25 protein-coding genes, 1 other RNA gene and 1 pseudogene are annotated in these 25,175 nt (G+C 41.4%); 20 read left to right on the top strand and 7 right to left on the bottom strand.

Annotated elements, in window-relative coordinates; all coding sequences use genetic code 11:
- Window positions 1–47 precede the first annotated feature (47 nt).
- From upp to ACKI4H_RS03845, 3 genes are all read left to right on the top strand, one after another.
- Window positions 48–683 carry a uracil phosphoribosyltransferase gene (upp, locus tag ACKI4H_RS03855; RefSeq protein WP_131268658.1) on the top strand — a complete coding sequence of 212 codons (636 nt, stop codon included), beginning with the start codon at window positions 48–50 and terminating at the stop codon, window positions 681–683.
- 85 nt (window positions 684–768) lie between these two features.
- Window positions 769–1,065 carry a cold shock domain-containing protein gene (locus ACKI4H_RS03850; protein ID WP_407303980.1) on the top strand — a complete coding sequence of 99 codons (297 nt, stop codon included), beginning with the start codon at window positions 769–771 and terminating at the stop codon, window positions 1,063–1,065.
- A 123-nt stretch (window positions 1,066–1,188) separates the two neighbouring features.
- Complete coding sequence (locus ACKI4H_RS03845; RefSeq protein ID WP_407303979.1) at window positions 1,189–1,803, top strand: cold shock domain-containing protein; 615 nt, start codon at window positions 1,189–1,191, stop codon at window positions 1,801–1,803.
- A gap of 50 nt (window positions 1,804–1,853) precedes the next feature.
- On the opposite strand, the gene gigC is transcribed toward ACKI4H_RS03845, so the two are convergent.
- The gene (gigC, locus tag ACKI4H_RS03840) at window positions 1,854–2,738 is read right to left on the bottom strand and encodes a LysR family transcriptional regulator GigC (protein WP_407303978.1); all 885 of its coding nucleotides are present in this window, start codon (window positions 2,736–2,738) and stop codon (window positions 1,854–1,856) included.
- 85 nt (window positions 2,739–2,823) lie between these two features.
- Between gigC and ACKI4H_RS03835 the strand changes: the two genes are divergently transcribed.
- A complete protein-coding gene (locus tag ACKI4H_RS03835) occupies window positions 2,824–3,585 on the top strand; it encodes a ferredoxin--NADP reductase (protein ID WP_407303977.1) in 762 nt (253 codons plus the stop codon).
- A gap of 133 nt (window positions 3,586–3,718) precedes the next feature.
- Here ACKI4H_RS03835 and ACKI4H_RS03830 read toward each other — a convergent pair whose 3' ends face one another.
- Complete coding sequence (locus ACKI4H_RS03830) at window positions 3,719–4,141, bottom strand: hypothetical protein (protein ID WP_131267781.1); 423 nt, start codon at window positions 4,139–4,141, stop codon at window positions 3,719–3,721.
- Between the two features lie 217 nt (window positions 4,142–4,358).
- Here ACKI4H_RS03830 and eat point away from each other — a divergent pair, with 217 nt between their 5' ends.
- The 7 genes and pseudogenes from eat to ACKI4H_RS03795 all read left to right on the top strand — a co-directional run bounded on the left by eat (window position 4,359) and on the right by ACKI4H_RS03795 (window position 11,234).
- Window positions 4,359–5,801, top strand: coding sequence for an ethanolamine permease (gene eat / locus ACKI4H_RS03825; protein ID WP_407303975.1), 1,443 nt, complete (start codon window positions 4,359–4,361; stop codon window positions 5,799–5,801).
- Between the two features lie 35 nt (window positions 5,802–5,836).
- Entirely contained in the window at window positions 5,837–7,222 is a 1,386-nt protein-coding gene (locus ACKI4H_RS03820) for an ethanolamine ammonia-lyase subunit EutB (protein WP_407303974.1), read from the top strand.
- Between the two features lie 15 nt (window positions 7,223–7,237).
- Entirely contained in the window at window positions 7,238–8,056 is an 819-nt protein-coding gene (eutC, locus tag ACKI4H_RS03815) for an ethanolamine ammonia-lyase subunit EutC (protein ID WP_407303973.1), read from the top strand.
- A gap of 122 nt (window positions 8,057–8,178) precedes the next feature.
- Window positions 8,179–8,451, top strand: a pseudogene (locus tag ACKI4H_RS03810) (hypothetical protein); the annotation flags it as partial.
- A gap of 331 nt (window positions 8,452–8,782) precedes the next feature.
- On the top strand, window positions 8,783–10,690 hold the full coding sequence (locus tag ACKI4H_RS03805) for a mechanosensitive ion channel (RefSeq protein WP_407303972.1): 1,908 nt from the start codon (window positions 8,783–8,785) through the stop codon (window positions 10,688–10,690).
- A gap of 73 nt (window positions 10,691–10,763) precedes the next feature.
- Complete coding sequence (locus ACKI4H_RS03800) at window positions 10,764–10,937, top strand: hypothetical protein (protein WP_407303971.1); 174 nt, start codon at window positions 10,764–10,766, stop codon at window positions 10,935–10,937.
- 138 nt (window positions 10,938–11,075) lie between these two features.
- Window positions 11,076–11,234 (top strand): hypothetical protein, encoded by a 159-nt coding sequence (locus tag ACKI4H_RS03795; RefSeq protein WP_407303969.1) that lies wholly within the window; start codon window positions 11,076–11,078, stop codon window positions 11,232–11,234.
- A 22-nt stretch (window positions 11,235–11,256) separates the two neighbouring features.
- Here ACKI4H_RS03795 and ACKI4H_RS03790 read toward each other — a convergent pair whose 3' ends face one another.
- A complete protein-coding gene (locus ACKI4H_RS03790) occupies window positions 11,257–12,456 on the bottom strand; it encodes an NAD(P)/FAD-dependent oxidoreductase (RefSeq protein ID WP_407303967.1) in 1,200 nt (399 codons plus the stop codon).
- Window positions 12,457–12,522: 66 nt separating this feature from the next.
- Complete coding sequence (locus ACKI4H_RS03785; RefSeq protein ID WP_407303966.1) at window positions 12,523–13,392, bottom strand: 1-aminocyclopropane-1-carboxylate deaminase/D-cysteine desulfhydrase; 870 nt, start codon at window positions 13,390–13,392, stop codon at window positions 12,523–12,525.
- A gap of 309 nt (window positions 13,393–13,701) precedes the next feature.
- Between ACKI4H_RS03785 and ACKI4H_RS03780 the strand changes: the two genes are divergently transcribed.
- The 4 genes from ACKI4H_RS03780 to ACKI4H_RS03765 all read left to right on the top strand — a co-directional run bounded on the left by ACKI4H_RS03780 (window position 13,702) and on the right by ACKI4H_RS03765 (window position 16,642).
- On the top strand, window positions 13,702–13,893 hold the full coding sequence (locus ACKI4H_RS03780) for an NF038215 family lipoprotein (protein WP_407303965.1): 192 nt from the start codon (window positions 13,702–13,704) through the stop codon (window positions 13,891–13,893).
- 343 nt (window positions 13,894–14,236) lie between these two features.
- Entirely contained in the window at window positions 14,237–14,818 is a 582-nt protein-coding gene (locus ACKI4H_RS03775; protein WP_407303994.1) for a LysE family translocator, read from the top strand.
- 405 nt (window positions 14,819–15,223) lie between these two features.
- Window positions 15,224–15,661 (top strand): ABZJ_00895 family protein, encoded by a 438-nt coding sequence (locus ACKI4H_RS03770; RefSeq protein WP_407303963.1) that lies wholly within the window; start codon window positions 15,224–15,226, stop codon window positions 15,659–15,661.
- 72 nt (window positions 15,662–15,733) lie between these two features.
- Complete coding sequence (locus tag ACKI4H_RS03765; protein ID WP_407303962.1) at window positions 15,734–16,642, top strand: TIGR01777 family oxidoreductase; 909 nt, start codon at window positions 15,734–15,736, stop codon at window positions 16,640–16,642.
- On the opposite strand, the gene thiO is transcribed toward ACKI4H_RS03765, so the two are convergent.
- Entirely contained in the window at window positions 16,628–17,749 is a 1,122-nt protein-coding gene (gene thiO / locus ACKI4H_RS03760) for a glycine oxidase ThiO (RefSeq protein WP_407303961.1), read from the bottom strand. The two genes, ACKI4H_RS03765 and thiO, sit on opposite strands and share 15 nt — an antisense overlap.
- 18 nt (window positions 17,750–17,767) lie before the next feature.
- Window positions 17,768–18,781 (bottom strand): porphobilinogen synthase, encoded by a 1,014-nt coding sequence (hemB, locus tag ACKI4H_RS03755; protein WP_407303960.1) that lies wholly within the window; start codon window positions 18,779–18,781, stop codon window positions 17,768–17,770.
- Window positions 18,782–18,887: 106 nt separating this feature from the next.
- Here hemB and ACKI4H_RS03750 point away from each other — a divergent pair, with 106 nt between their 5' ends.
- The 3 genes from ACKI4H_RS03750 to ACKI4H_RS03740 all read left to right on the top strand — a co-directional run bounded on the left by ACKI4H_RS03750 (window position 18,888) and on the right by ACKI4H_RS03740 (window position 22,363).
- Window positions 18,888–19,385, top strand: a complete 498-nt coding sequence (locus ACKI4H_RS03750) for a thioesterase family protein (RefSeq protein ID WP_407303959.1) — start codon at window positions 18,888–18,890, stop codon at window positions 19,383–19,385.
- Window positions 19,386–19,672: 287 nt separating this feature from the next.
- A complete protein-coding gene (locus ACKI4H_RS03745; protein WP_407303958.1) occupies window positions 19,673–20,824 on the top strand; it encodes an HlyD family efflux transporter periplasmic adaptor subunit in 1,152 nt (383 codons plus the stop codon).
- Window positions 20,825–20,830: 6 nt separating this feature from the next.
- Entirely contained in the window at window positions 20,831–22,363 is a 1,533-nt protein-coding gene (locus ACKI4H_RS03740; RefSeq protein WP_407303957.1) for a DHA2 family efflux MFS transporter permease subunit, read from the top strand.
- 68 nt (window positions 22,364–22,431) lie between these two features.
- Here ACKI4H_RS03740 and glpK read toward each other — a convergent pair whose 3' ends face one another.
- Entirely contained in the window at window positions 22,432–23,916 is a 1,485-nt protein-coding gene (gene glpK / locus ACKI4H_RS03735) for a glycerol kinase GlpK (protein ID WP_407303956.1), read from the bottom strand.
- A gap of 130 nt (window positions 23,917–24,046) precedes the next feature.
- On the opposite strand from glpK, the gene ssrA reads away from it, so the two are divergent.
- Both ssrA and ACKI4H_RS03725 read left to right on the top strand, forming a co-directional pair.
- Window positions 24,047–24,405: a transfer-messenger RNA gene (ssrA, locus tag ACKI4H_RS03730) on the top strand.
- A gap of 176 nt (window positions 24,406–24,581) precedes the next feature.
- Window positions 24,582–25,175 (top strand): tyrosine-type recombinase/integrase (locus ACKI4H_RS03725; protein ID WP_407303955.1); only part of this gene is annotated, 594 nt, incomplete at its 3' end.

Below are 25,175 nucleotides of genomic sequence, written 5' to 3'. Positions count from 1 at the left end.
ACATTTATAATAGGAGAAATTTTATCTCATCTTTTAGGTGTTCTCCCGTGGCTATTCATGAAATCCGTCATCCGCTCATTCGACATAAACTTGGTTTGCTACGCCGTGCAGACATTAGTACAAAAAACTTTCGCGAATTAGCACAAGAAGTCACCATGCTTCTCACTTATGAAGCGACCAAAGATTTACCGGTATGTGATCACGAAATTGATGGCTGGAATGGCAAGGTAATTGTAGATCGTATTGTCGGTAAAAAAATTACCGTTGTGCCGATTTTACGTGCCGGCATTGGCATGTTGGATGGTTTCTTAAATCTTATTCCAAGTGCGAAAGTATCGGTTCTAGGCTTGGAACGTGATGAAAAAACTTTAGAGGCGCGTACTTACTACAAAAAACTGGTACCAGACGTTCAAAACCGTCTTGCGATGATTATCGATCCAATGTTAGCGACAGGTTCATCACTGGTTGCAGCGATTGATGTATTGAAAGCAAGTGGCTGTAAAGATATCCGTGTCATGGTTTTGGTTGCAGCGCCTGAAGGGATCAAACGTGTTGAAGCAGCTCATCCTGATGTGATTATTTTTACTGCATCGATTGATGATGGTTTAAATCAAAATGGTTATATCGTTCCAGGTCTTGGCGATGCAGGCGATAAAATTTTTGGTTCAGTTCAAAAAGACTAATTTTTGAATTTGATCAGAAAGGGGGCTTTTAAAGCCTCTTTTTTATATACTGTAGTAATAGCGTTTACAGATTAGAGTAAAGTTCATGAAATTAGAATACAGATTTGGCAAAATATTCAAATACAATCCTGAAAAAGGATTCGGTTTTATTTCAATGGCAGGGGAAGATATATTTTTCCATATCTCAGATTTTGCCACAGCCACAGAGGTTGAGCCAAAGCGCAATGAAAAAGTAAAATTTGTGCTTGAACAAAATGGCGAGAAGATGAAAGCAACACGTATTGAGCGGATTGATCCAAATCCAGCCAAAACCAAACAGAAAAAAATATTGGAACACAATGAAGCCATTTCAACAGCGTTGTTATCAAACTTCAAACGTTGATTGAATAAATTTGTGCCATCTCATTATTTTATTTAGATTATTAAAATACTCAATAAAAAGCGCCATTTAGGCGCTTTTTTTATTACAATTCTCGACATAAGATTTAAACAATAAGAGATTGCTATGTTTGTTGAGGGGAAAGTTAAAAGCTATATCGTAGAACGTGGCTTTGGATTTATTAGCATGGATGGTGAGTCGAAAGATTTATTTTTTCATATCAAGGATTTTCCCAATAAAAGTATCGAACCTAAAATAGGGGAAAAGCTGAAGTTTCGAATTGTCGAAGATAATGGAAAATTCAAAGCGGATAATATCGTCCGTTTAGATGTCAAAATTGAATCGATTACGCATACACCGCAAAGTCGATCAAGAATTAATCAAAAACAGCGTGAGCGACGATCCCATCGACAAGAAAAAAAGAGTGGTGGATTTAATTTTATAAATCTTATCGTAGGATTTTTAATTGTTGGAATATTTAGTGCTGTTTTTATTCCTTTAATTTCAGGAGTATATCAAAGAGAAACTTTAAGAAGACAATCTGCTCAGGCTACTAATACAGTACAAGTAGTAGCTAATACTAAAATAAGTGACACTCAAACATTTACCTGCGATGGTCGAAAGCACTGTTCCGAAATGCATTCTTATAAAGAAGCTGTATATTTTATCAATCATTGTCCTGGTACATTAATGGATGGGGATGGTGATGGAGAACCATGTGAAAATGATTCACGTTGGTAAAACGAGTAAATAATAAAAAAGCGCCTAATGGCACTTTTTTATCAAAAAAATTATTTTTCGCAGAATTTCATAAAGGCTTTTAAACCTGGACCCTGATACTTCTGACGATGTACCAACATGAACAATGGACGGGTGAGTTGCCAAAAAGGTGTCTCTAAAATAACCAGCTGACCTTTTTCAAGTAAAGGCTCAATCGCAAGTTTAGAAATACAGGACATCCCTATACCACCTGCCACAATTTTAAGAATTGCTTCATTATGACCGAGAGTTAAACGGATATTGGCATCGGGTAAATCTTGGAGAATCGCATTATCAAAGACTTCGCGAGTCCCTGAACCCTCTTCACGTAAAATCCATTCCACGCCTGCCGCCTCAAAGTCAGCAGGGGTGAGTGCGCGTTCAAGCTGTGCTAGTGGATGTTCTGGTGAGCAACATACCGCCAGTTCATCATCACGCCAATGAATACATTGTAATTGCGGCAGATGACATGAACCTTCAATTAAAGCCAAATCCAGCTGAAACTGGTTGACTGCTTCAATCATTTGGCGAGTGTTCCCGACTTGAAGTTGTAAATGTGCCTGTGGTTGAATTTGTAAGAAATCTGCCATCAGGTCTGGAATCAAATAATCACTGATGGTCAGTGTTGCCCCTAAGCGTAAGTCAATACTTTGTAGTTCGCCTTTTGCAGCTTGTTCAAACGCATCACAACGCCCTAAAATTTCTAATGCCTGCGGTAATAAATAACGCCCTAAGTCGTTTAATTGTAAGCGTTTACCCAAACGATCAAACAGCGGAGCACCTAAGCCATCTTCTAAGTCTGCTAAAGCCATACTTGCAGCACTTTGGGTGAGTTTTACGGCATCACTGGCTTTGGTTACTGTGCCTTCTTGAGCGACTGCTACAAAAACAGCCAATTGGCGTAAAGTCATGCGCATGAATAAAGCCTTAACATTTAAAAATTATTAATAAATTATGTTGGCATGCTACCATGAGCATAGTCTTTCATGCCACGTTGAAATCATGTCAATTGAAAAATTTAGCCTAGAAAAAGTCTTATCTGTACACCGGTGGACCAATACATTATTCAGTTTTACCATGACACGACCTGCACATTTTAAATTTACCGCAGGACAATTCGCGCGTATTGGTTTAAAAGTGGAAGATGAACTGATTGTTCGAGCTTATTCTGTGGTGTCATCTCCTTTTGATGAAATCCTGGAGTTTTTCTCGATTGTCGTTCCAGAAGGTAAATTTACCTCCAATTTACAGCACCTAAAAGTCGGTGATGAACTGTACCTGGAAAAAACGTCTTATGGCTTTTTGACACTTGCACGTTATCAATTGCCTTTACCTCAAGATTTATGGTTGTTGGGAACCGGGACAGGTCTAGCTCCTTTTTTATCTATGCTGCAAGACTTTGATACTTGGGCCAAATATAAAAATATTTACTTGGTTTATAGCGTAAGAACAGAATCTGAACTGGCGTATGTTGAGCGTATTCAAGAAATTGCAGAAACTTTTGGTGAAGGACATAGTGGGTTTAAGTTCATCCCGATTATCACCCGTGATCCAAACGCAGCATTACATGATCGCTTGCCTGTACTGATCGATAATGGCGAATTAGAAAAAGCGGCAGGTTTACAATTTAATGTTGAAACCAGTCATGTCATGCTTTGCGGTAATCCACAAATGGTAGAAGACACCAAAGAAGCATTAAAGGCACGTGGTTTAAAAATGAATCGCCGCGGTGAAGGAAATATAGCGGTCGAAAATTATTGGTAATAGCTTTTCGTGCTCATCTGTAAAAGGGGGAGGAAACTTAGATATCCTCCCCAATCCCTGCTAAGGGAAGAACAAGTATAAAAAATCCCTCATTAAAGAGGGATATATAAATCAAATTTTATAATGATTTTAATTAATGTACAAACATATCGATATATTCACGAATTTCTTGGATTGCAGTTTCAACGTCTGCGGTAAGCCAAGTCGGTTCAAACAGACCTGCATAATGTTCAAGACGATCTTGCGGAACCACCAAGCGGATTGGACATTCTTCTTCCAATAAACGCCAAGGAATGATCGGCACTTCATTGTCTAAAAAGGGCGCGATATTACGAATATCAATCACCATCGCGTTAATGCATTCAGGAAAAGGCATCACTGAAAGCTCTTCTGTACGACGGCGAAAATATTCCAGGTCACCCCATTTAAGCACGTAACTGGGTTTATTAAATTCAATAATCCCAATGAGATGTTCATCACGAGTGTAATGCAAGCTACATTGATGAGTGACATCAGTGTCCAAATCAAGCGTTACAGATTGCTGACGATACGCCATAAAGTTAAGCAGCATGAAAAACAAGGTGCATAATTATAGCTCATTTTAGCTATTTCAGCACCTAAAGCCAGAGTCATCTTTATTTGAGATTAAAGATAAAAATTACAATTATTTATTTTCGTATCACAGCCACGTGAACCGCTTTTTTACCAAATTTAAAAAATTGGTATGGCTTATGCATAACGCTCTTATTGATTCAATAAAATAAGAGGTGCGTATGTCAGATCTTAAAGATGTCATAGAGAATGCCCCGATTGAGGGAAATACAACAGAAGAATATTTTGCTCAAAGACAATTAAAAAAAGGAGCAGTCGGCTGGTTGTTGTTGGTTGGTTTAGGTGTGGCGTATGTCATCTCGGGTGACTTTGCCGGCTGGAACTTTGGTCTGGCTCAGGGTGGTTGGGGTGGTATGTTCATTGCCACAGTGATCGTAGCGATCATGTACCTGTGTATGTGTCTGGCGATGTCGGAGATGTCGACTATGTTGCCGACCGCAGGTGGTGGTTACAGTTTTGCCCGTACGGCATTTGGTCCTTTAGGCGGCTATCTCACAGGAACTGCGATTCTCATTGAATATGCCATTGCCCCTGCAGCGATTGCCTGTTTCATTGGGGCGTATTGCGAATCGTTATTTGGGATCGGTGGATGGAGCATTTATCTGACTTGTTATTTGCTGTTTATGGGCATGCATCTAAAAGGTGCAGGTGAAGCATTAAAAATCATTTTTATGATTACCGCCATTGCCGCTGTCGCTTTATTGGTGTTTATTTTCGCCATGGCGCCGTATTTCAATAGTGAAAACTTGTTTAACATTGCAGTAAATACTGAAGCAACTGGATCTAGCGCATTGCTGCCTTTAGGATATTTAGGTATTTGGGCAGCAGTACCCTATGCAATCTGGTTTTTCCTTGCGGTGGAAGGCGTACCTTTAGCGGCGGAAGAAGCCAAAGAGCCGCATAAATCCTTACCGCGTGGCTTAATCGGTTCCATGGTCATCCTCTTCATTTTTGCATTAAGTATCTTGGTTTTAGGGACGGGTGCAGCGGGTGCAGATACTTTAAAAAATTCCGGTGCACCACTGGTGGATGCCTTAAAAGCAGTTTATGGTGAAAATACCTGGCTGGCTGGCTTTGTGAACTTTGTAGGTTTGGCAGGGTTAATCGCAAGTTTCTTTTCTATTATTTATGCCTACTCTCGGCAAGTTTTCGCGCTGTCACGTGCCGGCTATTTACCGAAAAAACTCTCTTTAACAAATAACAACCATGCTCCGCATTGGGCGATTATCATTCCGGGTATTATTGGTTTTATGCTGTCTTTAACCGGAGAGGGTGATCTTCTTATTTTGATGGCTGTTTTTGGTGCAACCATTTCTTATGTGCTGATGATGATGGCATACATCAAACTGAAAACTTCAAAACCTGATATGCCGCGTCCGTATAAAGCACCGGGCGGGATCATCACTGCATCGATTGCTTTGATTCTGGCAGCCATTGCGGTCGTGGCAGGCTTCGTGGTTGACCCTAAAGTATGGCTGATGGCGGCCACAATTTATGCAGCCTTTATTCTTTATTTCTTCTTATATAGCCGAAATCAATTGGTTGCGGGAACACCAGAAGAAGAGTTTGCCAATATTCAGGCAGCACAACATGAACTGAAATAATACTTATTAGAAGATAGAATCAGGAGCAATGCATCATGCTGTATCAAATCAATGTGGCTCATCATCATTATGTTTTTGCAGACTTAAAAACCTTGATGGCAAAAGCGACGCCTGAACGGTCGGGAGATCAGTTGGCAGGAATTGCAGCATGTGATGCAACAGAACGGGTCGCAGCGCAAATGTGCCTGGCAGATGTACCGCTCAAGCAGTTTCTAAATGAAACGCTGATTGATTATGAGCAGGATGAAGTCACCCGTTTAATTATTGATGAACATGATGCCTTGGCTTTTTATCCGATTGCACATTTTACTGTAGGCGACTTTCGCAATTGGCTACTCAGTGAGGATGCAACCACAGAAAAATTACAGTATTTACAATCCGGTCTAACACCTGAAATGGTGGCTGCAGTCAGCAAAATCATGCGCAATCAGGATTTAATTCTGGTCGCCAAAAAATGCACGGTGATCACTCGATTTCGTAACACCATTGGTTTGGAAGGACGACTTTCAACCCGATTACAACCGAATCATCCTACCGATGACTTACTCGGTATTTCCGCCAGTATTTTAGACGGTCTGATGTATGGCAATGGTGATGCCGTCATTGGCATTAACCCCGCTACCGATAATCTTCAAAATCTATCAGAACTGTTAAAACTGCTGGATCATATTATTTATGAATATGAAATTCCGACCCAGTCTTGTGTCTTGACGCATGTTACTTCAGGCATAGAGCTGGCCAATAAAAACATTCCAGTCGATTTGATGTTTCAGTCGATTGCCGGTTCACAAGCCGCCAATAGTGCTTTTGGCATTGACTTGAATGTGTTGCAGGAGGGTTATGAAGCGGCTTTAAGTTTAAAGCGCGGTACGGTCGGTCAAAATGTCATGTATTTTGAAACCGGACAGGGCAGTGCCTTATCCAGTAATGCCCATCATGGGGTCGATCAACAAACCATGGAAGCCCGTGCCTATGCCGTGGCCCGGAAATATTATCCTTTTCTGGTCAATACTGTAGTCGGGTTTATCGGACCTGAATACTTATACAACGGCAAACAGATTATTCGGGCAGGACTGGAAGATCATTTCTGTGGGAAATTGCTGGGTTTGCCGATGGGCTGTGATATTTGCTATACCAACCATGCCGATGCCGATCAGGACGATATGGATGTACTATTAACTTTACTGGCCAATGCCGGCATTAATTTCATTATGGGTATTCCTGGTTCAGATGATGTGATGCTGAATTATCAAACCACCTCTTTTCATGATGCTTTATACATTCGCCAATTATTAGGTTTGCAGCCTGCACCCGAGTTTTCAGCTTGGCTTGAACAACAGGGAATTTTGAAACAGCAGTCCTCACAATTGCAATGGCCAAGCCAACTCCCAGAAAAATTTTCCCGTTTAATTCTGTCATGAGTCGAGGGTTTAACAATGAAAGTCCAATACGATATTCAATTTCAACCCGAACTGACACAAAATGCCTGGGAACAACTGAAACAGTTCACCGATGCCCGAATTGCCTTGGGACGCGTTGGTGGCAGTCAACCGACCAAGCCTTCACTGGAATTTCAACTGGCACATGCGCAGGCCAAAGACGCAGTTTTAAAAATTCTTGATGTTCAGGCATTCGTAGAACAATTGGCGAAACTGAACAGCGATATTTTGCAGATTTCCAGTTGTGCAGAAGATAAAGACCTTTATTTAAAACGTCCAGATTTAGGTCGGGAACTGTCGAAAACATCCCGGCAGTTATTAAAACAATATCAGCCGCAACATAAAGCAGAATATGATGTGCTGATTGTGGCGGGTGACGGTTTATCTGCGCGTGCCATCGAAGATAATGCAGCGTATTTTATTGCACAATTACACCACTCTTGCATTAATGAAGGCTGGTCTGTTGCACCACTGGTGATTGCAACGGGTAGCCGTGTCGCATTGGGTGATGAAGTCGCGCAGATTCTAAACGCTAAAATGCTGGTGATGCTGATCGGTGAACGTCCGGGTTTGAGTTCACCGGACAGTATGGGCATCTATTACACCTGGAATGCTTATAAAGGCTGCCATGATGCGATGCGCAATTGTATTTCCAATGTGCGTACTGCGGGGTTATCTGAACGAGTTGCCATTCAGCGTTTAATGGCACTGATGAGAAAATCACGACAGTTACAGCTCTCTGGTGTCAAACTGAAAGATGAACATGAGGTGGTTGTGGAATCAGTCGCTCAAGCCACTGAAAAATGGATTTTTTAAGCTTAAGCCTTTAAGTGAAATTTACATGTATTCACCATGTCACTATGCTTCTATACATAATAGGGCAACAAGTATTGCTAGTATGAAAATATGGGTATGACAAATAAAAAGGGGATAGGCATATGCCACACGATTTCAATAAACCGCCTCATGTAATCACTCCAGAAGAAAAATCGCAAAAGAAACGCTTGCCTGTTTATATTTTGGTTATTGTAGGTATTTTTCTTATTGCCTTACTGGCTTACATGTTTGCGGATAGCGAACCAAATGCTCAAGATGCACCTCCTGGACATCCTGACCCTTCAGCCCAAACAGCGACATCAAACAATACCACTCCAGCAACCGGAACAGCCACTGCATCCGATGAAGCAGTCGCCACCGATGTGGATACCGCAAGAGAAGCAGGTGAAAGTGACGCAATTACCAAAGCTGCTGATAATGTAGGCGTGGGAAAAAGTAACGGAAATTAAAAGATAATTTTATTCTAATTATTTAAAGCCCTGGTTTGAAAAGACTGGGGCTTTTTTGCAATCTAATGTGCGCTTTTGTTGTATTTATGATGATTTGTATTGAATTAAAAATAAGCAAATTCTAATGTGTTTTTAACCTGATAATTTTTTTTGGTTCGGCTCGCTCATATAAGCTTGCTCACATAGGCTTGGTCAAGATAATAAAGCGATTCATCGCAGTAAGACTTCAATAAGTAATAACAAGAGGAAATACAACATGAATGAATATTTTTCCGGAGGCCCTAGAAGGGGGGAACTTGATGCCATATATTACTGGAATCAATTCCATCCCATTCTAGCCGCTGTTGCCATTTTATTGATTGGTTGGATTCTTGCTCTTATTATTGCAGCAGGAATTAGAAAACTTTTGGAAAAAATAGAGACAAATAAAAAACTTTCAAGCACAACTGGACATCGCGCAAATATTGAAATTATCGTATCGCGTATTGTGTTCTGGATAGTGATGATCATTGCGATCATAGGTGCTTTAAATGTGCTTAACCTCACCAGTGTGAGTGGACCATTTAGCGTTATGATTCAACAATTCCTATTGTTTATTCCACAACTTTTAGCTGCAATTGCTGTTGCTTTTATCGGTTGGATTGTGGCTACTCTTGTTAGAGCAGGCATGCACAAACTGCTTGACCGTACCCAGCTAGATGAAAAGTTGAGTGCTAATGTTGGTGTTAGTCCTCTCAGCAAGAATATTAGCGACATTATTTATTGGCTCATTTTGTTGTTATTCCTCCCGATTGTACTGTCTATTTTAGGTCTCAACGGTCTGTTATTCCCAATTCAAAATATGGTGAGTGAAGTTGTTTCCTACTTGCCGAATATCTTCATTGCAGCAGTCATTGTTTTTGTCGGTTATATTCTGGCAAAAATTGTACGTGGCATTGTCGAAGGTTTGGTGGGCAGTTTAAATTTACAGCATGAAACGCAAAAAATTGGTTTGTTAAAAAACTCTAATTTGCCCCGAGTTCTGGGTTCATTTGTCTTTGCCATCATTATTATTACTGCGCTGATTGTTGCATTTGAAGCCTTAGGCATTCAATCCATTTCACAACCCGCAACTGCGATGTTGTATGAAATTATGAATGCGATCCCGCAGATTATTGCGGCTGGCCTAATTCTGATTTTGGCTTATGTGGTTTCACGTTTTGTGGCTAATCTGGTGGTTGACATATTGGCGGGAACCGGCGTTGATGAACTACCTGCCAAAATGGATGCACAACGCTTTTTGGGAACAACTAAAGTATCGGCTATTATTGGATACCTGATCGTTTTCTTTACCATGTTATTTGCAGTATCTGAAGCTGCCAACCGTCTTGGATTTGACCAGGTCAGTGCACTGATCTCGATGTTTATCCAGTTTGGTGCCAATATTTTACTGGGTGCTGTCATCTTGATGATCGGCTTCTGGCTTGCAAACCTGGTCGCGAAAGTCATTGAACGTGGTGAATATACCAGTTCACGCTGGTTGGCAAACTTGGTTCGTATCCTGATTATAGGCTTAGTGATTGCCATGGGCTTACGTGCAATGGGTATTGCCGATTCCATTGTGAACCTAGCCTTCGGTTTAACACTCGGTGCAGTTGCAGTGGCATTTGCTCTTGCTTTCGGTTTAGGCGGTCGTAACCCAGCAGAGCAAGTATTAACAGACTTGATTGATAAATGTAAGAGAGATGCGAAAGAGCCGAATCCTTTACATCAGGACAATTCAGATATCATGACTGCAACAAATGGTTCAGATTCAATCTCTGCTCATGCTGCACAAGAATTTACTGAACATGGTGTTGAAGATAAAGGGTCTGATCCTTCAGCCAATAAATCTTCTGAATTGGAAATGGATGGAGGCGCGCCTTCAACACCTTCTGATATTTCAAAATCTGCATCAGAAAGTCGATTCCCATTAGCAAATCCGACACCTGCATCATTGACGACAGCTCCTCAAGAGGATACAGCTTTAGATACAGATCAAGCAGTTCCAGATTCTGTACCTGTGAATCCTCAACATCCGCCAAAAAATAATCCATTTGGATCCACGGGTGAACCTGAGCCCAAAGTTGATATTCATACGGACAAAAATCCAAATAATCTCAATCCTAAAGATGACAATAAATAATCGATTAGATTGAGATAAAATCGACCACAGTAATGTGGTCGATTTTTAATGTAAAAATTTAAAGGAGATGAGAATGTCAAAAAAACGTCCTAATAACTTTATTGCGCCGATTGTAATTGCAGGAATTACCGCAGGATTCTTTGTCAGTGCTTATCGTTTCGTATTTGCTAAGCTGAAGCCAGCAGATAAACACGTAAAACATAATTATGCAGTAGATATATCACAACAAAATGAGGGTGGAGAATAGTTAAATAATGATCGTTTTTCTTGCTTTTTTATGCTATTTATAAAGTAACTATTTCATAAAATATAAGAATTTAGACTAATTTTTGTGAAATGGGAAGAATCATATTGGGATATATGAATAGCCATCATAAAGGAGATAATGATGTTATTGAACAAAATTTTTAAGTCGCTTAAGACTAGGGTAAATGTTGCGGAAACTTCATCTGAGACACAAGCAATTGCAAAAATGGAGATCACAATTGCCCGTTTACAGCAGGCGAAACCTGTTCGTTTATTACGGACAGATTATTTAGAATAATCGGCTCAGAATAGGTGTTTTATTAAACATATTTCGATGCGGCATGTGCAGATGACCATGCCCATTGAAAATTAAAACCGCCTAAATGACCGGATACATCAAGCACTTCACCAATAAAATAAAGGCCTTTTTGCTTTTTACTTTCCATTGTTTTGGATGAAACTTCTGTGGTATCCACACCACCTAAAGTCACTTCAGCAGTACGATAACCTTCAGTCCCAGAGGGTTTTACCTCAAAAGCATGCAAGCGCTGAGCAATCTGTTCAAGCTTTTCATCACTCAAATTACCCATCGTCAGATCTGCCGATTCAGCCCAGATTAAATTTTGCAATTCCAGGACCACACTTTTAGGCAGATGCTCATTTAATAAAGTTCGAAGCAAGACTTTCGGTTGACTGGCTTTTTTCGATTTAAAAAAATCAACCAGATCGATATAAGGCAGAAAGTTAATATTAAAGCGCTGACCGACATCCCAATAATTGGAAAGTTGCAGTGAACTTGGTCCACTTAAACCACGATGGGTAAACAGCAGGGCTTCGGTAAAACTATTTAAATCGTTGGAGAGCGTTGCATCGACTGCATTACCGCTTAAACGGGTAGTCACTTCTTTGAATTGATCGGAAAAAGTGAAAGGCACTAAGCCCGCACGGGTAGGGTGAATATGATGCCCAAACTGTTTGGCAATCTCATAACCGATTCCTGAACCACCCAGCGTAGGAACGGATAAACCACCGGTTGCCACTACTACAGATACAGCTTGAAAATAGCCCAAAGATGTTGCCACTTGAAAACCTTGACCCTCAATAGGGTTAACAGCTTTCACTTCACAACTGGTTTTAATATCCACCAAAGCAGTTTTATCACATTCTGCCAACAGCATGGCCAAAATTTCTTTGGCCCCGTTTAAGGTAAAAAGCTGGCCGTGTTTACGCTCTTCGTATTCAATGCCATGTTCGCAAACCAAGCCAATAAAGTCCCAGTTGGTATAACGCGTCAGGGCAGAAATCACGAAGTGCGGATTATGTGAAATGAAGTTTTCAGGTTCGATATACAGATTGGTAAAGTTACATTTACCTCCACCAGACATCAGAATTTTCTTACCGACTTTATTGGCTTTTTCTAGCACCAAAACTTTACGACCACGTTGCGCCGCCATATATGCCAACATCAGACCTGATGCACCTGCACCTAAAACAATGACATCATACTGATTTGTAGACATGGAACAACTCGCGGGAGATAAAACAGGGCATTATAGACAATTTTAGCGGCAATTTCAGGCTTGATCTTATTTAGTGTGGCGACCTTGCAAGCCACCCGTATGAATGACCAGAATACGTGCGTCGGGAGAAAAATAATTTTGTTCAATTAAGTCAAACAAGCCCATCATCATTTTGGCAGTATAAACTTGCTCTAGGGGAATATTGTGCTTGTCTTCAAAAGACTGCATAAATTGTAAGAGCTCAGGCGTGGTTTTAGCATAACCTCCACAGCAATAAGCATCGGTTATTTGCCATTTCTGCTTGGTCGTCCATTGTTGTACATCGCGCTGTAAAAAATTACCTTTTAAGGCTGAAAAACCCAGAACCTTGTGATGCCCTGAACTTGCTTCAATAATTCCTGAAAGGGTTCCGCCTGTACCGACGGCACAACAGATGACATCATAATTTTGCAGGTCTTTAGCATTTAAGATTTCCTTGCAGCCCTGAATGGCAAACGGATTGGTTCCACCTTCAGGGATAAAAAAATGTTCAGCAAATTGTTGGGTTAATTTAGCCAGATATTCAGGATGATCTTTTTGTCTATATTGTTCACGCGAAATAAAATGCAGTTGCATGCCAAACTGCTGCGCCGTGGCTAAAGTCGGATTCAATGCTTTGCTTGCCAGTTCTTCACCGCGAATAATCCCGACGCTTTTGAAGCCAAATAAATGCGCTGCATATGCCGTTGCCACAATATGGTTGGAATAAGCCCCCCCAAAGGTCAGGACTTTATTTAAACCTTGTTTTTGTGTCTCAAGAAAATTGTATTTCAGTTTAAAAAACTTGTTGCCGGAGATTTGCGGATGAATTTGATCTAATCGCTTGACCGTGACTGACACAGCAGCATCAAGATCAAGTTTTTGGTAGGCCACTGACTGTGCAATCTGATCAAACATTTCGTCACGATCCTTCGAATATTCAATCGTATTGTACGCAAAATATTTTTATCACGAATTATATTATTTGCTTGAGAGTGTCGATCTATACAGATTGCTAAAATCTACCTAGGAAAGACCATTAATTTTATAACTCAATTGATTGAAATAAACTTTGAAGCAATATTTTTGGCTATAGTAAATTTTCCGTCTAGGCTTATTTGTAAAAATATCTGAACTAATTGAATTTAAGAAACAAAAAAATGATTAAAAAACACACATTGATGCTAAGCTAGAAAACATAACAACTATGAAAAAAGAGGATATGTGATGAAAAAGCTCTCCATGAGTATATCTGTTTGCTTACTCTTGTTGCTAGCAGCATGTGAGGCAAAAGATGAATATAACAAGCCGAAAACTCAAGCTCGAACCATGATTATTGGTGGTATGCCAGTTTATGACCAGGACTACCGAACCTCGCAGCTTAACGCTCGTGAAATTAAGCCAGTGGCTCAACATTAATAGATTGGAAAGAAATTAGGAGGCTGCCAGATTTGTGAAAATTTGAAGTAGATCCCTTTATTTTTGCAAACAACTTGTATTATTTTAAACCATTAAGAAGAATATAAAAAAAAGTGCTATTTTCCGAATATGCCTGAACTGTGGCCTAGATGAGGATTGAATAAAATCATCCTCTGCATTTTGTGTCTGTCTAAAATGTGATTATAGAATCTATCAGAAAGATAAAATTGTTAGGGTAATAAGAATCTAAACCACGTAGAATTAGCCAACAAATTTTCCGCATGATTTAAGGTAAAAAGCATTGGAATCGTTATTGATATTAGGCTCAATTACTTTGGCTTTAATGTTGGGCGCAATCAGTCCAGGGCCAACGTTTATTTATGTGGCTAAAAATTCAATTGCGATTTCACGTAAGCATGGTCTGTTTACTGCTTTAGGTACAGGTACCGGCGCTGCCGTTTTTGGCTTACTTGCCGTGATGGGTTTACAAGCTGTTTTACTCGCTGTGCCATCAGCATATTTGGCTTTAAAAATTTGTGGTGGTTTATACTTGCTGTGGTTGGCTTTTAAAATTATTAAACATGCCAAAGAGCGGATGGATTCAGTAAATGCCTCAGTTCAACCGATGAGTTTTAAACAGGCATACCGTTTGGGTTTAATTACCCAAATGAGTAATCCAAAAATTGCGATTATTTTGGCCAGTGTTTTTACAGCACTCTTACCCAAGGATATTCCTGCTTATTTTTATGTGGTTTTGCCTGTGCTGTGTTTCTTTATTGATGCAGGCTGGTATTCATTGGTTGCGGTTGCATTGTCGGCTGAAGGCCCACGAAAAGTCTATTTAAAATTTAAAGCACTATTTGACCGTATTGCAGGTGGAGTGATGACTTTACTTGGTTTGAAACTCATTTTTGGAATGAAATAGTTTTCTTATTATTTATGTGTGAGAGCATTTTATTCTTCTGATCGCTCAAAGATAGCGCGGGTATTGGGTGAAGTTAATGTTTCATATGTATTTCTAAGAGAAAAAAATAAACTGTAGAAAATAAAAGACCGACGATTCGAGTGATGATGAAATCGTCGGTCAAAAAAATCTGTCACAAGTTTTAGCTTGGGCTGCTGTTCCTTACTAAAACTTGAAACTAAGTTTATTGCTTTAGAAAAAGTTCACCGAAAATATTGTGGATGCCGGTACAAATTAACGGATTTATGAACTTCTTACCTTATATAACGCAGAGGATTACAGATTGGTTGACAATAAAATGAAAAAAAATTCATTTTTTTTTATAATAGGAGTTCTTATCATAAATTTGGTCCTCAAAATAATCTAATGAGTAAATATTTCTTAAGGTTTTTTATATATTTAATTTTATTTACTCTGCTTGCAGGGATTGTTGCCGGTTTTTTGCCAAATGTAGTAGGTCAAGTATTAACAGCGTTTCCTTATTTGATTGCGATGATTTTGGTATTGTTTAAATTTATTCGTAACGAACAGCGCGCACCGACACAAACCGAACGTAACAGATTCAGCTTAATTTTTGTTTTGATTTTCTTTTTATATAATTATATTTTTGCTGTTTTTGGACAGCTCATCTTTAATTTTAGCCAGCCCAATATTTTTCAATTGTGGTGGGATTTTGTCTCACAAAGTGAGTTTCAATTGCTGCTTATCTCACGCTTACTCATTTTTATGATTCCATTTTATCTCATCAGCTTTTGGTTTTACGGTAAACAAGCCCAGCGCATGGCAAAAAAAATGCTTGGCTAAGATAAATTGCGATACGCTTGAACTAAAAATGAGCCTATTTTATAGATAGGAATACTCAAGTGAGATAGTCGAATGCTAAAAGAAAACGTACTGGTCACTGGCGCAAGTGGTTTTATTGGCTCGCATTTACTGCCTTATCTATTGGCGCGTGATTATGCGGTGTTTGGGCTGACACGTCAGAAAAATAAGATTTCCAATCATCCTGGTTTGAGCTGGGTTCAGAGTCTGGAGGATCTTAAAACAGATCGGATTGATTATGTGATTAATCTGGCTGGTGAAAATATTGGCCAGTCGCGCTGGACAGCAAAAAGAAAGCAGCAACTCATTCAGAGTCGGGTTGAAATCACTCATCAGCTGTACCGATATTTAGAAAAAAGACAAATTTTCCCGAAACGTATTATTTCAGGTTCTGCAGTGGGCTATTACGGTATTGATCCGAACGAACAATGGTCAGAAATTTGTACCGAACAGTCTGCACCACAATCTATTTTTATGTCGGAACTATGTCAGTTATGGGAACAGGCGACATTAAGCTTTCAACAGCAGAATACCAAAATCGTGCGTTTCGGTATTGTATTTGCAAAGAAGGGAGGCATTCTTCCACGCATACTGTTGCCGATTAAACTGAATATGGTTGGGAAAATCGGACATGGTCGGCAACCCGTGGTGTGGGTGCATATTCAAGATGTATTGCGTGCGATTGAATTTCTCATGGTAAAAGAAACGAGCACGCAAATTTTTAATGTGGTCTGTCCAGAAAAAATGACCCAAGGGCAATTTGCTCAAACAGCTGCACAGCAACTGCATCGTAAACCTTTATTCTGTTTACCGGCTTTTGTTTTGAAGGGGATGTTGGGCGAACAATCGCAACTGGTTTTGAACGGTCAATATGTACAACCGAAAGCACTGCAGGAACTGGGGTTTGAGTTTAAATATCCCACTTTGAAGCTGGCTTTGGTCGATATTTTAGCGGGTAGTTAAAGCTTCAGATTCTAATCTCTGAGTGCTAAAAGCAGCAGGATCTACACATGTGGGCTGCTCAAGCATCAGCTGTCTTAATAAACGTGCCGAGGCAGGTCCCATACATAAACCATTACGGAAATGTCCGAAATTGGCCCATAGATTATCAAACTCTGGCATTTTCCCGATATAGGGTACGCCAGTAGGTGAACTTGGTCTGAGTCCTGCCCATTGTTTCACAATCGGAAACTGTTCAAGTTCTGGCACCATTTCCAGACAGGCTTTGTAAATAGTCTGTTGGGTTTGAATATTCGGTCGGTGTTCAAAACCCAGCTCATCCATACTGGAACCACAGACTATATGACCGTCCTGACGTGGAATTAGGTACATCACCTTATTCATGCAGATGGTTGACAACCACTGCTCAGGGGTTTTAAACAGCAGCATTTGTCCCTGAACGGGCTTGACCGGAATGCTCATATTCAATTGTTGCGACCAGTGCGCGGACCATGCACCGGTTGCAATGATGATCTGGTCGGCCTGAATCTGGTGACCGGATTGGGTTTGAACAGAGGTCACACGCTGCTGTTGAATATGAAAATGATCCACCCAGGTATTTTCATAGAATTGTACCTGCGGGTGTTGTTTTAAATAACTGATAATGGACTTGAGCAGACGTGGATTACGGACATTAGACAGCTGTGAAAAATATAGCGCCTGACTAAATTGCGCTGAAATATGCGGGTTGATCTGTTGAAGTTGAGGCTGTTGGAGAAGTTGGCATTGCTGCATCGGTTCATCAAACTGCTGGGCGTAGCGCTGTCCGATATCAAAATCACTTTCATCCAGAATCAGCATGCCAGTATCATGAATTTCAAAATCAATACCCGTGATAGGTTTTAATTTTTCATTCCATTCCAAATACAGTGACTTGCCATATTGTGCCAATTGATTCACCGCGCGTGGATAGCGCCATGGATACATCGGAGAAAGGATGCCACCACCCGCCCAGGAGGCGGCTTTGCCAGCTTGCTGCTGATCGAAAATGATGACGGAACAGCCGTGTTCCACAAGTTCTAAAGCAGACAGTAGGCCGCTAATTCCTGCTCCGATAATGGCAACTTTCATCGCTTAAGCCACTAATCCTTATTTCATGTCTTTCAGTTTAAGTGCAGCTTCTTCAGCGAAGTAAGTCCAGATGCCATCAGCACCGGCACGGCGGCAACTCATGAGTGATTCAATAATCACATCATCAGATAACCAGCCATTTTGAATGGCACCGGCCAGCATCGCGTATTCACCGCTCACTTGATAAACGAAAGTCGGTACGCCAAAAGTATCTTTCACTTCGCGCACAATGTCGAGATAAGGCATACCCGGTTTCACAATCACCATGTCTGCACCTTCCTGAATATCCAGTGCAATTTCATGCAAGGCTTCAGCGCGGTTGCCAATATCCATCTGGTAATTGTATTTGTTGCCACCTTTCAGATTACTGGATGAACCGACAGCATCACGGAACGGGCCGTAGAAGCTAGACGCATATTTTGCCGAGTACGCCATGATGTTGGTATAGATATGACCATTCGCTTCAAGCGCAGTACGAATTGCGCCAATACGGCCATCCATCATGTCACTGGGTGCAACCACATCGGCACCGGCTTCGGCATGACTCAAGGCTTGTTTAATCAGGCATTCAACGGTTTCATCATTCAGCACATAACCGGTGTCATCAATGATGCCATCCTGACCGTGCGTGGTATAAGGGTCAAGAGCGCCATCAGTAATTAGCACCATTTCCGGCAATTCTTTTTTCAGCAGGCGAATGGTGTTTTGAACCAGGCCATCTTCATGCCAGGCAGCTTCTGCAGTTAGGCTTTTATCTTCTTGTGGAGTAACCGGGAATAAAGCCAGTTTAGAAACCCCTAATTCAAGCAAGCGTTCTGATTTTTTTAACAGCAGATCAGCGGAAAGTCGCTGAACCTTCGGCATACTTGGAACATCCTGAGTCTGATTTTGTCCCGGAAGTACGAATACTGGGTAAATGAGATGATCTGTCGTCAACTGGGTTTCACGTACCATAGACCGTAATTTGTCATTTTTACGAATTCTGCGCATGCGAGTCGCAGGAAATGCAGGACGATTGAACGTATAAGTCATAACAATCTCAATGATCAGTATTAAACTACAGCTATTGTAGCCCCAGAATAAAATTTTGGGGCAAAAGTTAATAGCTATTTCTCAAATTAAGGTATTCGAGCAGATTATGAGTGATTCAGATAAAAAGTGGACAGGAAGTATTCATTTAGGCTCGAAAGTGGATATTGATGTGGTCCTGAAGCAATTGTGTCATGCATTCAATAGCTCTCCTTACTTCAAGCACAACGAGATGATCATGCGTGTCGTTGATGGTCAAATTGAAGCTTATATTGAAATGCAGCCTTTTATGATTGGTAATGTCGCTTTTCAGATTTTACACGGTGGGGTAGCTGCGACGATTTTGGACAGTATCGGCGGTATTGTTGCAATGGGCGAGTTATATAAAAAGGCTGAAGCTGACCAATTGCCTGACACCATTAAAAAAGTCACTCGCTTGGCAACGGTTGATATGCGGGTCGATTATTTAGCGCCGGGCCGTGGCAAATATTTTATTGCACGTGCTGAAACCTTACGTTTAGGTCGTAAGGGCTGCACTATGCGCATGACCTTGGTCAATGATGAAGATAAGCCGATTGCAACTGCAATTGCATCGTATGCCTATTAAGTTGGCTTTAAGGCCAGTGTGCTAAAACCAGCACAAAGAACCTGTTTATTCGGCATTGAATGAAAATTCAGTGCCGAATTCATTTTTAAAGACTGGGGAGTTACATTTTTATTATCGCATCATGATTTTTTGTCATTAAAATGCGCATCAATATTTAAAGAAAAAACGACTTTCTCATTGACACCATCTCCTGACATTCGTTGTCTTGCATAGCGGTTCGTTTCAGATTAATTAGAACGGCATCTATGATGTGTAGTGACCAAGTCTGTTGGATTTAGGAATAATCGATGACAGATGCGCAAAATACCCTGCCAGAAACACAACCAGACGCAGACATTTCGGAAACTCCTGCAAAAACAAAACGCAAGAAAGCCTTAAGCTTGGTTGCGTTGATCTTTATTATTGCAGCTATTCTATATGCCATCTGGGCATTGTTTTTAAATCATTCAGTGAGTACCGATAATGCCTATGTCGGTGCAGAAACTGCATCCATTACTTCCATGGTAAATGGGCAAGTTGCACAGGTTATGGTGAGTGATACTCAAGCGGTAAAACAGGGTGATATTTTGGTTCGGGTGGACAATCGTGATGCAGAAATTGCGGTTGCCCAGGCACAAGCAGAATTGATAAAAGCAAAACGTCAATACAAACAGACGCAAGCCAACAGCAGTGCCTTAAATTCACAAGTCTATGTCAGCGATGATGGTATTCACAGCGCAGAAGCACAGGTTGCTAAAGCCCAAGCTGAATTCAATAAGGCACAGGATGATTTGGCACGACGTGCCCAATTGAGTGCTTCAGGTGCAATCTCTAAAGAAGAACTCAGTACTGCACAAAGTGCCGTGAATAATGCTCAGGCCGGTTTGGATTTGGCCAAAGCTGGCTTGGCTCAAGCACAATCAAGTCAGAAAGCGGCGCAAAGTACTTTGGCTGCAAATGAAGCGTTAATTCGTGGCAGTAATGAAACCTCAACGCCAGATGTATTGATTGCTCAGGCAAAACTGAAACAGGCACTACTGGATTTGGAACGTACCGAAATTAAAGCGCCGTTTGATGGTGTGATTGCGCGTCGAAATATTCAGGTTGGACAGCGTGTTGCTGCGGGTACCGTGTTAATGATGCTGGTGCCGATTAATAAACTCTATGTCGATGCTAACTTCAAAGAAAGCCAGTTGGCAAAAGTACAAGCCGGACAAGAGGCTATTCTTATCTCTGACCTATATGGCGATGATGTCGAGTTTCATGGCAAAGTCGTGGGCTTTTCGGGTGGTACAGGTTCGGCATTTGCCTTAATTCCCGCACAAAATGCGACTGGTAACTGGATTAAGGTGGTTCAGCGTTTACCGGTGCGTATTGCCCTTGATCCTAAAGAATTGGCCGAGCATCCTTTACGCGTAGGCTTGTCGATGGAAGCGAAAATCAATCTCGCTTCGAAGTAGTGGCTTATGAACAATAACTACGTACCATTTGGCGACCTGAAAGGGGGTCGCCTGATTCTTGCAGCCTTTGTGTTGGCTTTGGCCAACTTTATGGTGGTGCTGGATATGACCATTGCCAATGTTTCAGTGCCGCATATCACCGGCAGTCTGGCAGTGTCCAGTTCTCAAGGAACATGGGTCATTACTTCGTATGCTGTTGCAGAAGCGATTTGTGTTCCGCTGACCGGATGGCTCGCAGGGCGCTTTGGTGCGGTGCGGCTGTTTGTGATCAGTCTGATTGGCTTTACGATTTTTTCCATTCTCTGTGGATTATCCAGCAGTCTGGAAATGTTGGTCTTTTGCCGTATCGGACAAGGCTTGTTTGGTGGACCGATCATGCCGCTTAGCCAAACCTTGCTGATGCGTATTTTCCCTCCGGAAAAGCAATCTCAAGCCATGGGCATGTGGGCAATGACTACCGTCGTTGGCCCGATTCTGGGTCCGATTTTAGGCGGTGCGATCAGTGACAACCTGTCCTGGCATTGGATTTTCTTTATCAATATTCCAGTGGGAATTTTTTGTGCGATTGCAGCATTACGCCTGTTAAAACCTGCTGAAACCTTAATTTCAAAAATCAGAATTGACACTATTGGACTGTTTTTGCTGATTCTATGGATTGGCGCATTGCAGTTGATGCTCGATCTCGGGCATGAAAATGACTGGTTTAACAGTAGTTTTATTTGCGTCTTGGCCGTGATTACTGTCGTCGGGTTAGTTCTGTTTATTATCTGGGAACTGACCGAACAGCATCCTGTGGTCAATATCCAGATTTTTAGATATCGCGGCTTTACCTTCTCAGTCTTATCCTTAGCTTTCGCTTTCGGTGCATTTTTTTCCAGTATTGTGCTGATTCCGCAGTGGGTGCAGATTAATTTGGGTTATACCGCCACATGGGCCGGTTATCTCACTGCAACCATGGGCTTTGGCAGTTTGCTGATGTCACCGATTGTGGCAAAAATGGCAACCAAATATGACCAACGGATTTTAGCCAGTTTTGGTTTAAGTCTTTTGGCCGCAGTGACCTTGATGCGTGCTTTCTGGACCACTGATGCTGATTTTATGGCATTGGCATGGCCACAAATTCTACAAGGTTTTGCTGTGCCATTTTTCTTTATTCCTTTATCTAATATGGCACTGGCTTCGGTGCAGCCCCATGAAATGGCATCTGCTGCCGGCTTAATGAATTTCTTGCGTACCATGGCTGGAGCAATCGGTGCTTCCATTGCCGTAACCCTTTGGGATGATCATGCCAAAGTTGCACGTAGTGAAATGGTTTCCAACTTACATGTGGATGAAGTACAAAATACCCTGATGCAAACCGGGATGAGTTCACAAGGTGCACTGGGTTATATATCAAGTCTGGTCGATAAGGAAGCTTTAACTTTATCAGCCAACCATGTGTTTTTAATTTTAGCGATGATTTTTGTGTTTGCTGCATTGATTGTTTGGCTCGCACCAAGGCCCAAACTGGGTGTGGGGGGCGGTGGTCACGCGCATTAATACTCATGCATCTAAGACTAAAAAACCGCTGAATTCAGAGGTTTTTTATAAAAATATTGCAGTTAACCTTATATATCTGATCGTGACCGCTTTAAAGCGGTTTGCCACTGACCTAAACGGCTTTGACGCTGATCCGCCTGTATATTTGGTTCAAATGCACGATCTAACTGCCAAGATTCTGAAATCTCAGACAAATTGGAAAATACACCTGCTTTTAATCCCGCCATTGCAGCCACTCCCCAAGCCGTCGATTCCAGCATCTTTGGACGCAGTACCGGAACATTGAGAATATCTGCTTGGAATTGCATCAACATATCATTTCGACAGGCACCGCCATCTACCCTTAATTCTTTCAACGGATGAGCAATGTCGGATTGCATTGCGGTGAGAACATCAGAGACCTGAAATGCAATGGATTCCAGTGCTGCACGGGCAATATGGGCTTTATTGGTTCCGCGTGACATTCCACAAAGCAGGGCACGAGCATCACTGTCCCAATGCGGGGCACCTAGTCCGGTAAAAGCAGGTACTAAAATAACACCATCGGTATCCTCCACTTGGCAAGCCAGTGCTTCAATTTCGCTGCTGTTTTGAATAATGCCCAATCCATCACGCAGCCATTGCACAATGGCACCTGCCATAAACACACTGCCTTCAAGTGCATAAGTGGTTTGATCATGACATTGCCATGCAAGTGTACTGAGTAATTTATTTTGGCTAAATTGAATTTGATGACCCGTGTTAAAGAGCATGAAGCAACCTGTACCATAGGTATTTTTCGCCGTGCCTACATCAAAGCAAGATTGGCCAAAAAGTGCAGATTGCTGGTCGCCTAAAATACCGGTAATCGGAATATTGGCACCCAGTAAACCGGTGGCAGTGTCGGCAATGTAGTGATCAGACGAAATGATTTTGGGTAAAACTGAACGGGGAATATTAAACAGTTCAAGCAGCTCTTCATCCCAAACCTGAGTTTGCAGATTCATCAGCATGGTCCGTGACGCATTACTGGCTTCAATCACATGTTCAGCACCTTGGGTTAAGTTCCACATCAGCCAGCTATCGACTGTGCCAAAAGCCACATGTCCTTGTTCGGCCAGAGCGCGTAAGCCCTCTATATTTTCCAGAAGCCAAACCAATTTTCCTGCACTGAAATAAGGGTCTATGAGTAAACCTGTTATTTGATGAATTTTATCCTTCAAATTTTGTCGTGTGAGCTGGTTACACCATTCGGTTGCACGACGATCTTGCCAGATAATGGCAGGGGCAAGAGGCTTACTATTTCTTTTATCCCAAATTACTGTGGTTTCTCGTTGGTTGGTCAGTCCAATGGCTTTGATATCTTTGGCGAGAATGCGGGCAGAGGCCAATGCTTGTTGGACTACAGCAATTTGCGTTGTCCAGATTTCTTGCGCATCTTGCTCCACCCAACCCGAATGTGGAGTTTGGATATTAATTTCACGTTGAGCAGTTGCCTGAACTTGCCCATGCTCATTAAAAATAATCGCGCGACTAGAAGTAGTTCCCTGATCGAGTGCAAGTAAGTAGCTCATAATTTTTCTATTATTAGGCTTGAAAAATAAAATATTAGCGCAATAATGTAACTAAGCGCATCTAGTTGTGTAAATGTTTAGAAAAGATGTCGTAATTTTTGACATTTATGCTATGATCGCTTTGTACTTTGGGGGTGTTTCTGGCTTCGACGCTGGTGATGAAACTCATAGATGCATGCCGAGAGCGCATTTTCTCTCGTAAATCAAATTTGCATTTTTTAGTCGCAAACGACGAATCATACGCTCTAGCTGCCTAAGGGCAGCTTGTCCGCCTCTCCGAATACTTGTGGTTAGAGAGACCGACTGAAGCGCACGCACACAAGGCCGTATAAAGTCAAGCCTCGGGGCTTTGTACTAAATTAAGAGGATCGCGATTTGTACCCTGTTCGTCGGGTCACAAAGAGTTAAAACAATAGACGATATCTAAGCATGTAGTATTCTCGAGCGTAATGCTGGCGGACGCGGGTTCAACTCCCGCCACCTCCACCAAATACCTAGCTTTATATGACTGAATATGATGTGATATAAAGCGGAAAGGCTTGATTCTGAAAGGATCAAGCCTTTTTTTATGCCTGTATATAACTGAGCTTAACCGAGTATACGAGTTTGTATCATGTATCACATCGTGTATCATTGATAAATTATTGAAACCACTGTGATACACAATGAAGCGTTCGGATATTAAAAAGCGCCCTTTATCAGATACGACACTGGAAAATTTAAAGCCCGAAGATAAAGACTATCGCGAATTAGACGGTAATGGGCTTTATTTCTTTGTACAAAAGAATGGCAATAAATCTTGGCAATTACGATATAAAAAACCCGATGGAAAATGGTCTTGGATTGGATTGGGTGGGTATCCTGCTATTAAAGGTAAGTTGGCTCGAAAGAAAGCACAAGAGTTATTGAATGATATCGGTAACGGCGAGAATCCGATTATTAGTAAGCAAGAGCGGAAGATTAAAGAACTCGAAACTAATAATGCTACGTTTGAAGCTTTAGCCCGTGAATGGCTTGATACAAAGCAAACTCAGTGGGTAGCTGACACAATGACTCGTAATAAGGGAGCATTAGAAAAGCATATTTTCCCAATGTTCGGAAAGCGGTTATTTGTTTCGATTCGCCCGATTGAGTGGATGGAATATTTAAAACGTATCCAACTTGAGCGAAAGATTTATGAGCAAGTGAAGCGCATGTGTGCAATGTGCCGTGATATTTATGATTATGCAAAAGTCACTGGGCGTATTGATTACAACCCA

Origin of the sequence: Acinetobacter sp., from assembly GCF_045628685.1 — a bacterium.
Classification (GTDB): domain Bacteria; phylum Pseudomonadota; class Gammaproteobacteria; order Pseudomonadales; family Moraxellaceae; genus Acinetobacter.
This window is presented reverse-complemented; position numbering and strand designations above follow the sequence as displayed.

What these genes read in the sequence shown, in the direction of transcription:
- ACKI4H_RS03850 (WP_407303980.1), top strand. Translation starts at nt 769, where the DNA reads ATGAAATTAGAATACAGATTTGGCAAAATATTCAAATACAATCCTGAA.
- ACKI4H_RS03845 (WP_407303979.1), top strand. Translation starts at nt 1,189, where the DNA reads ATGTTTGTTGAGGGGAAAGTTAAAAGCTATATCGTAGAACGTGGCTTT.
- gigC (WP_407303978.1), bottom strand. Translation starts at nt 2,738, where the DNA reads ATGCGCATGACTTTACGCCAATTGGCTGTTTTTGTAGCAGTCGCTCAA.
- ACKI4H_RS03835 (WP_407303977.1), top strand. Translation starts at nt 2,824, where the DNA reads ATGTCAATTGAAAAATTTAGCCTAGAAAAAGTCTTATCTGTACACCGG.
- ACKI4H_RS03830 (WP_131267781.1), bottom strand. Translation starts at nt 4,141, where the DNA reads ATGGCGTATCGTCAGCAATCTGTAACGCTTGATTTGGACACTGATGTC.
- eat (WP_407303975.1), top strand. Translation starts at nt 4,359, where the DNA reads ATGTCAGATCTTAAAGATGTCATAGAGAATGCCCCGATTGAGGGAAAT.
- ACKI4H_RS03820 (WP_407303974.1), top strand. Translation starts at nt 5,837, where the DNA reads ATGCTGTATCAAATCAATGTGGCTCATCATCATTATGTTTTTGCAGAC.
- eutC (WP_407303973.1), top strand. Translation starts at nt 7,238, where the DNA reads ATGAAAGTCCAATACGATATTCAATTTCAACCCGAACTGACACAAAAT.
- ACKI4H_RS03805 (WP_407303972.1), top strand. Translation starts at nt 8,783, where the DNA reads ATGAATGAATATTTTTCCGGAGGCCCTAGAAGGGGGGAACTTGATGCC.
- ACKI4H_RS03800 (WP_407303971.1), top strand. Translation starts at nt 10,764, where the DNA reads ATGTCAAAAAAACGTCCTAATAACTTTATTGCGCCGATTGTAATTGCA.
- ACKI4H_RS03795 (WP_407303969.1), top strand. Translation starts at nt 11,076, where the DNA reads ATGATGTTATTGAACAAAATTTTTAAGTCGCTTAAGACTAGGGTAAAT.
- ACKI4H_RS03790 (WP_407303967.1), bottom strand. Translation starts at nt 12,456, where the DNA reads ATGTCTACAAATCAGTATGATGTCATTGTTTTAGGTGCAGGTGCATCA.
- ACKI4H_RS03785 (WP_407303966.1), bottom strand. Translation starts at nt 13,392, where the DNA reads ATGTTTGATCAGATTGCACAGTCAGTGGCCTACCAAAAACTTGATCTT.
- ACKI4H_RS03780 (WP_407303965.1), top strand. Translation starts at nt 13,702, where the DNA reads ATGAAAAAGCTCTCCATGAGTATATCTGTTTGCTTACTCTTGTTGCTA.
- ACKI4H_RS03775 (WP_407303994.1), top strand. Translation starts at nt 14,237, where the DNA reads ATGTTGGGCGCAATCAGTCCAGGGCCAACGTTTATTTATGTGGCTAAA.
- ACKI4H_RS03770 (WP_407303963.1), top strand. Translation starts at nt 15,224, where the DNA reads ATGAGTAAATATTTCTTAAGGTTTTTTATATATTTAATTTTATTTACT.
- ACKI4H_RS03765 (WP_407303962.1), top strand. Translation starts at nt 15,734, where the DNA reads ATGCTAAAAGAAAACGTACTGGTCACTGGCGCAAGTGGTTTTATTGGC.
- thiO (WP_407303961.1), bottom strand. Translation starts at nt 17,749, where the DNA reads ATGAAAGTTGCCATTATCGGAGCAGGAATTAGCGGCCTACTGTCTGCT.
- hemB (WP_407303960.1), bottom strand. Translation starts at nt 18,781, where the DNA reads ATGACTTATACGTTCAATCGTCCTGCATTTCCTGCGACTCGCATGCGC.
- ACKI4H_RS03750 (WP_407303959.1), top strand. Translation starts at nt 18,888, where the DNA reads ATGAGTGATTCAGATAAAAAGTGGACAGGAAGTATTCATTTAGGCTCG.
- ACKI4H_RS03745 (WP_407303958.1), top strand. Translation starts at nt 19,673, where the DNA reads ATGACAGATGCGCAAAATACCCTGCCAGAAACACAACCAGACGCAGAC.
- ACKI4H_RS03740 (WP_407303957.1), top strand. Translation starts at nt 20,831, where the DNA reads ATGAACAATAACTACGTACCATTTGGCGACCTGAAAGGGGGTCGCCTG.
- glpK (WP_407303956.1), bottom strand. Translation starts at nt 23,916, where the DNA reads ATGAGCTACTTACTTGCACTCGATCAGGGAACTACTTCTAGTCGCGCG.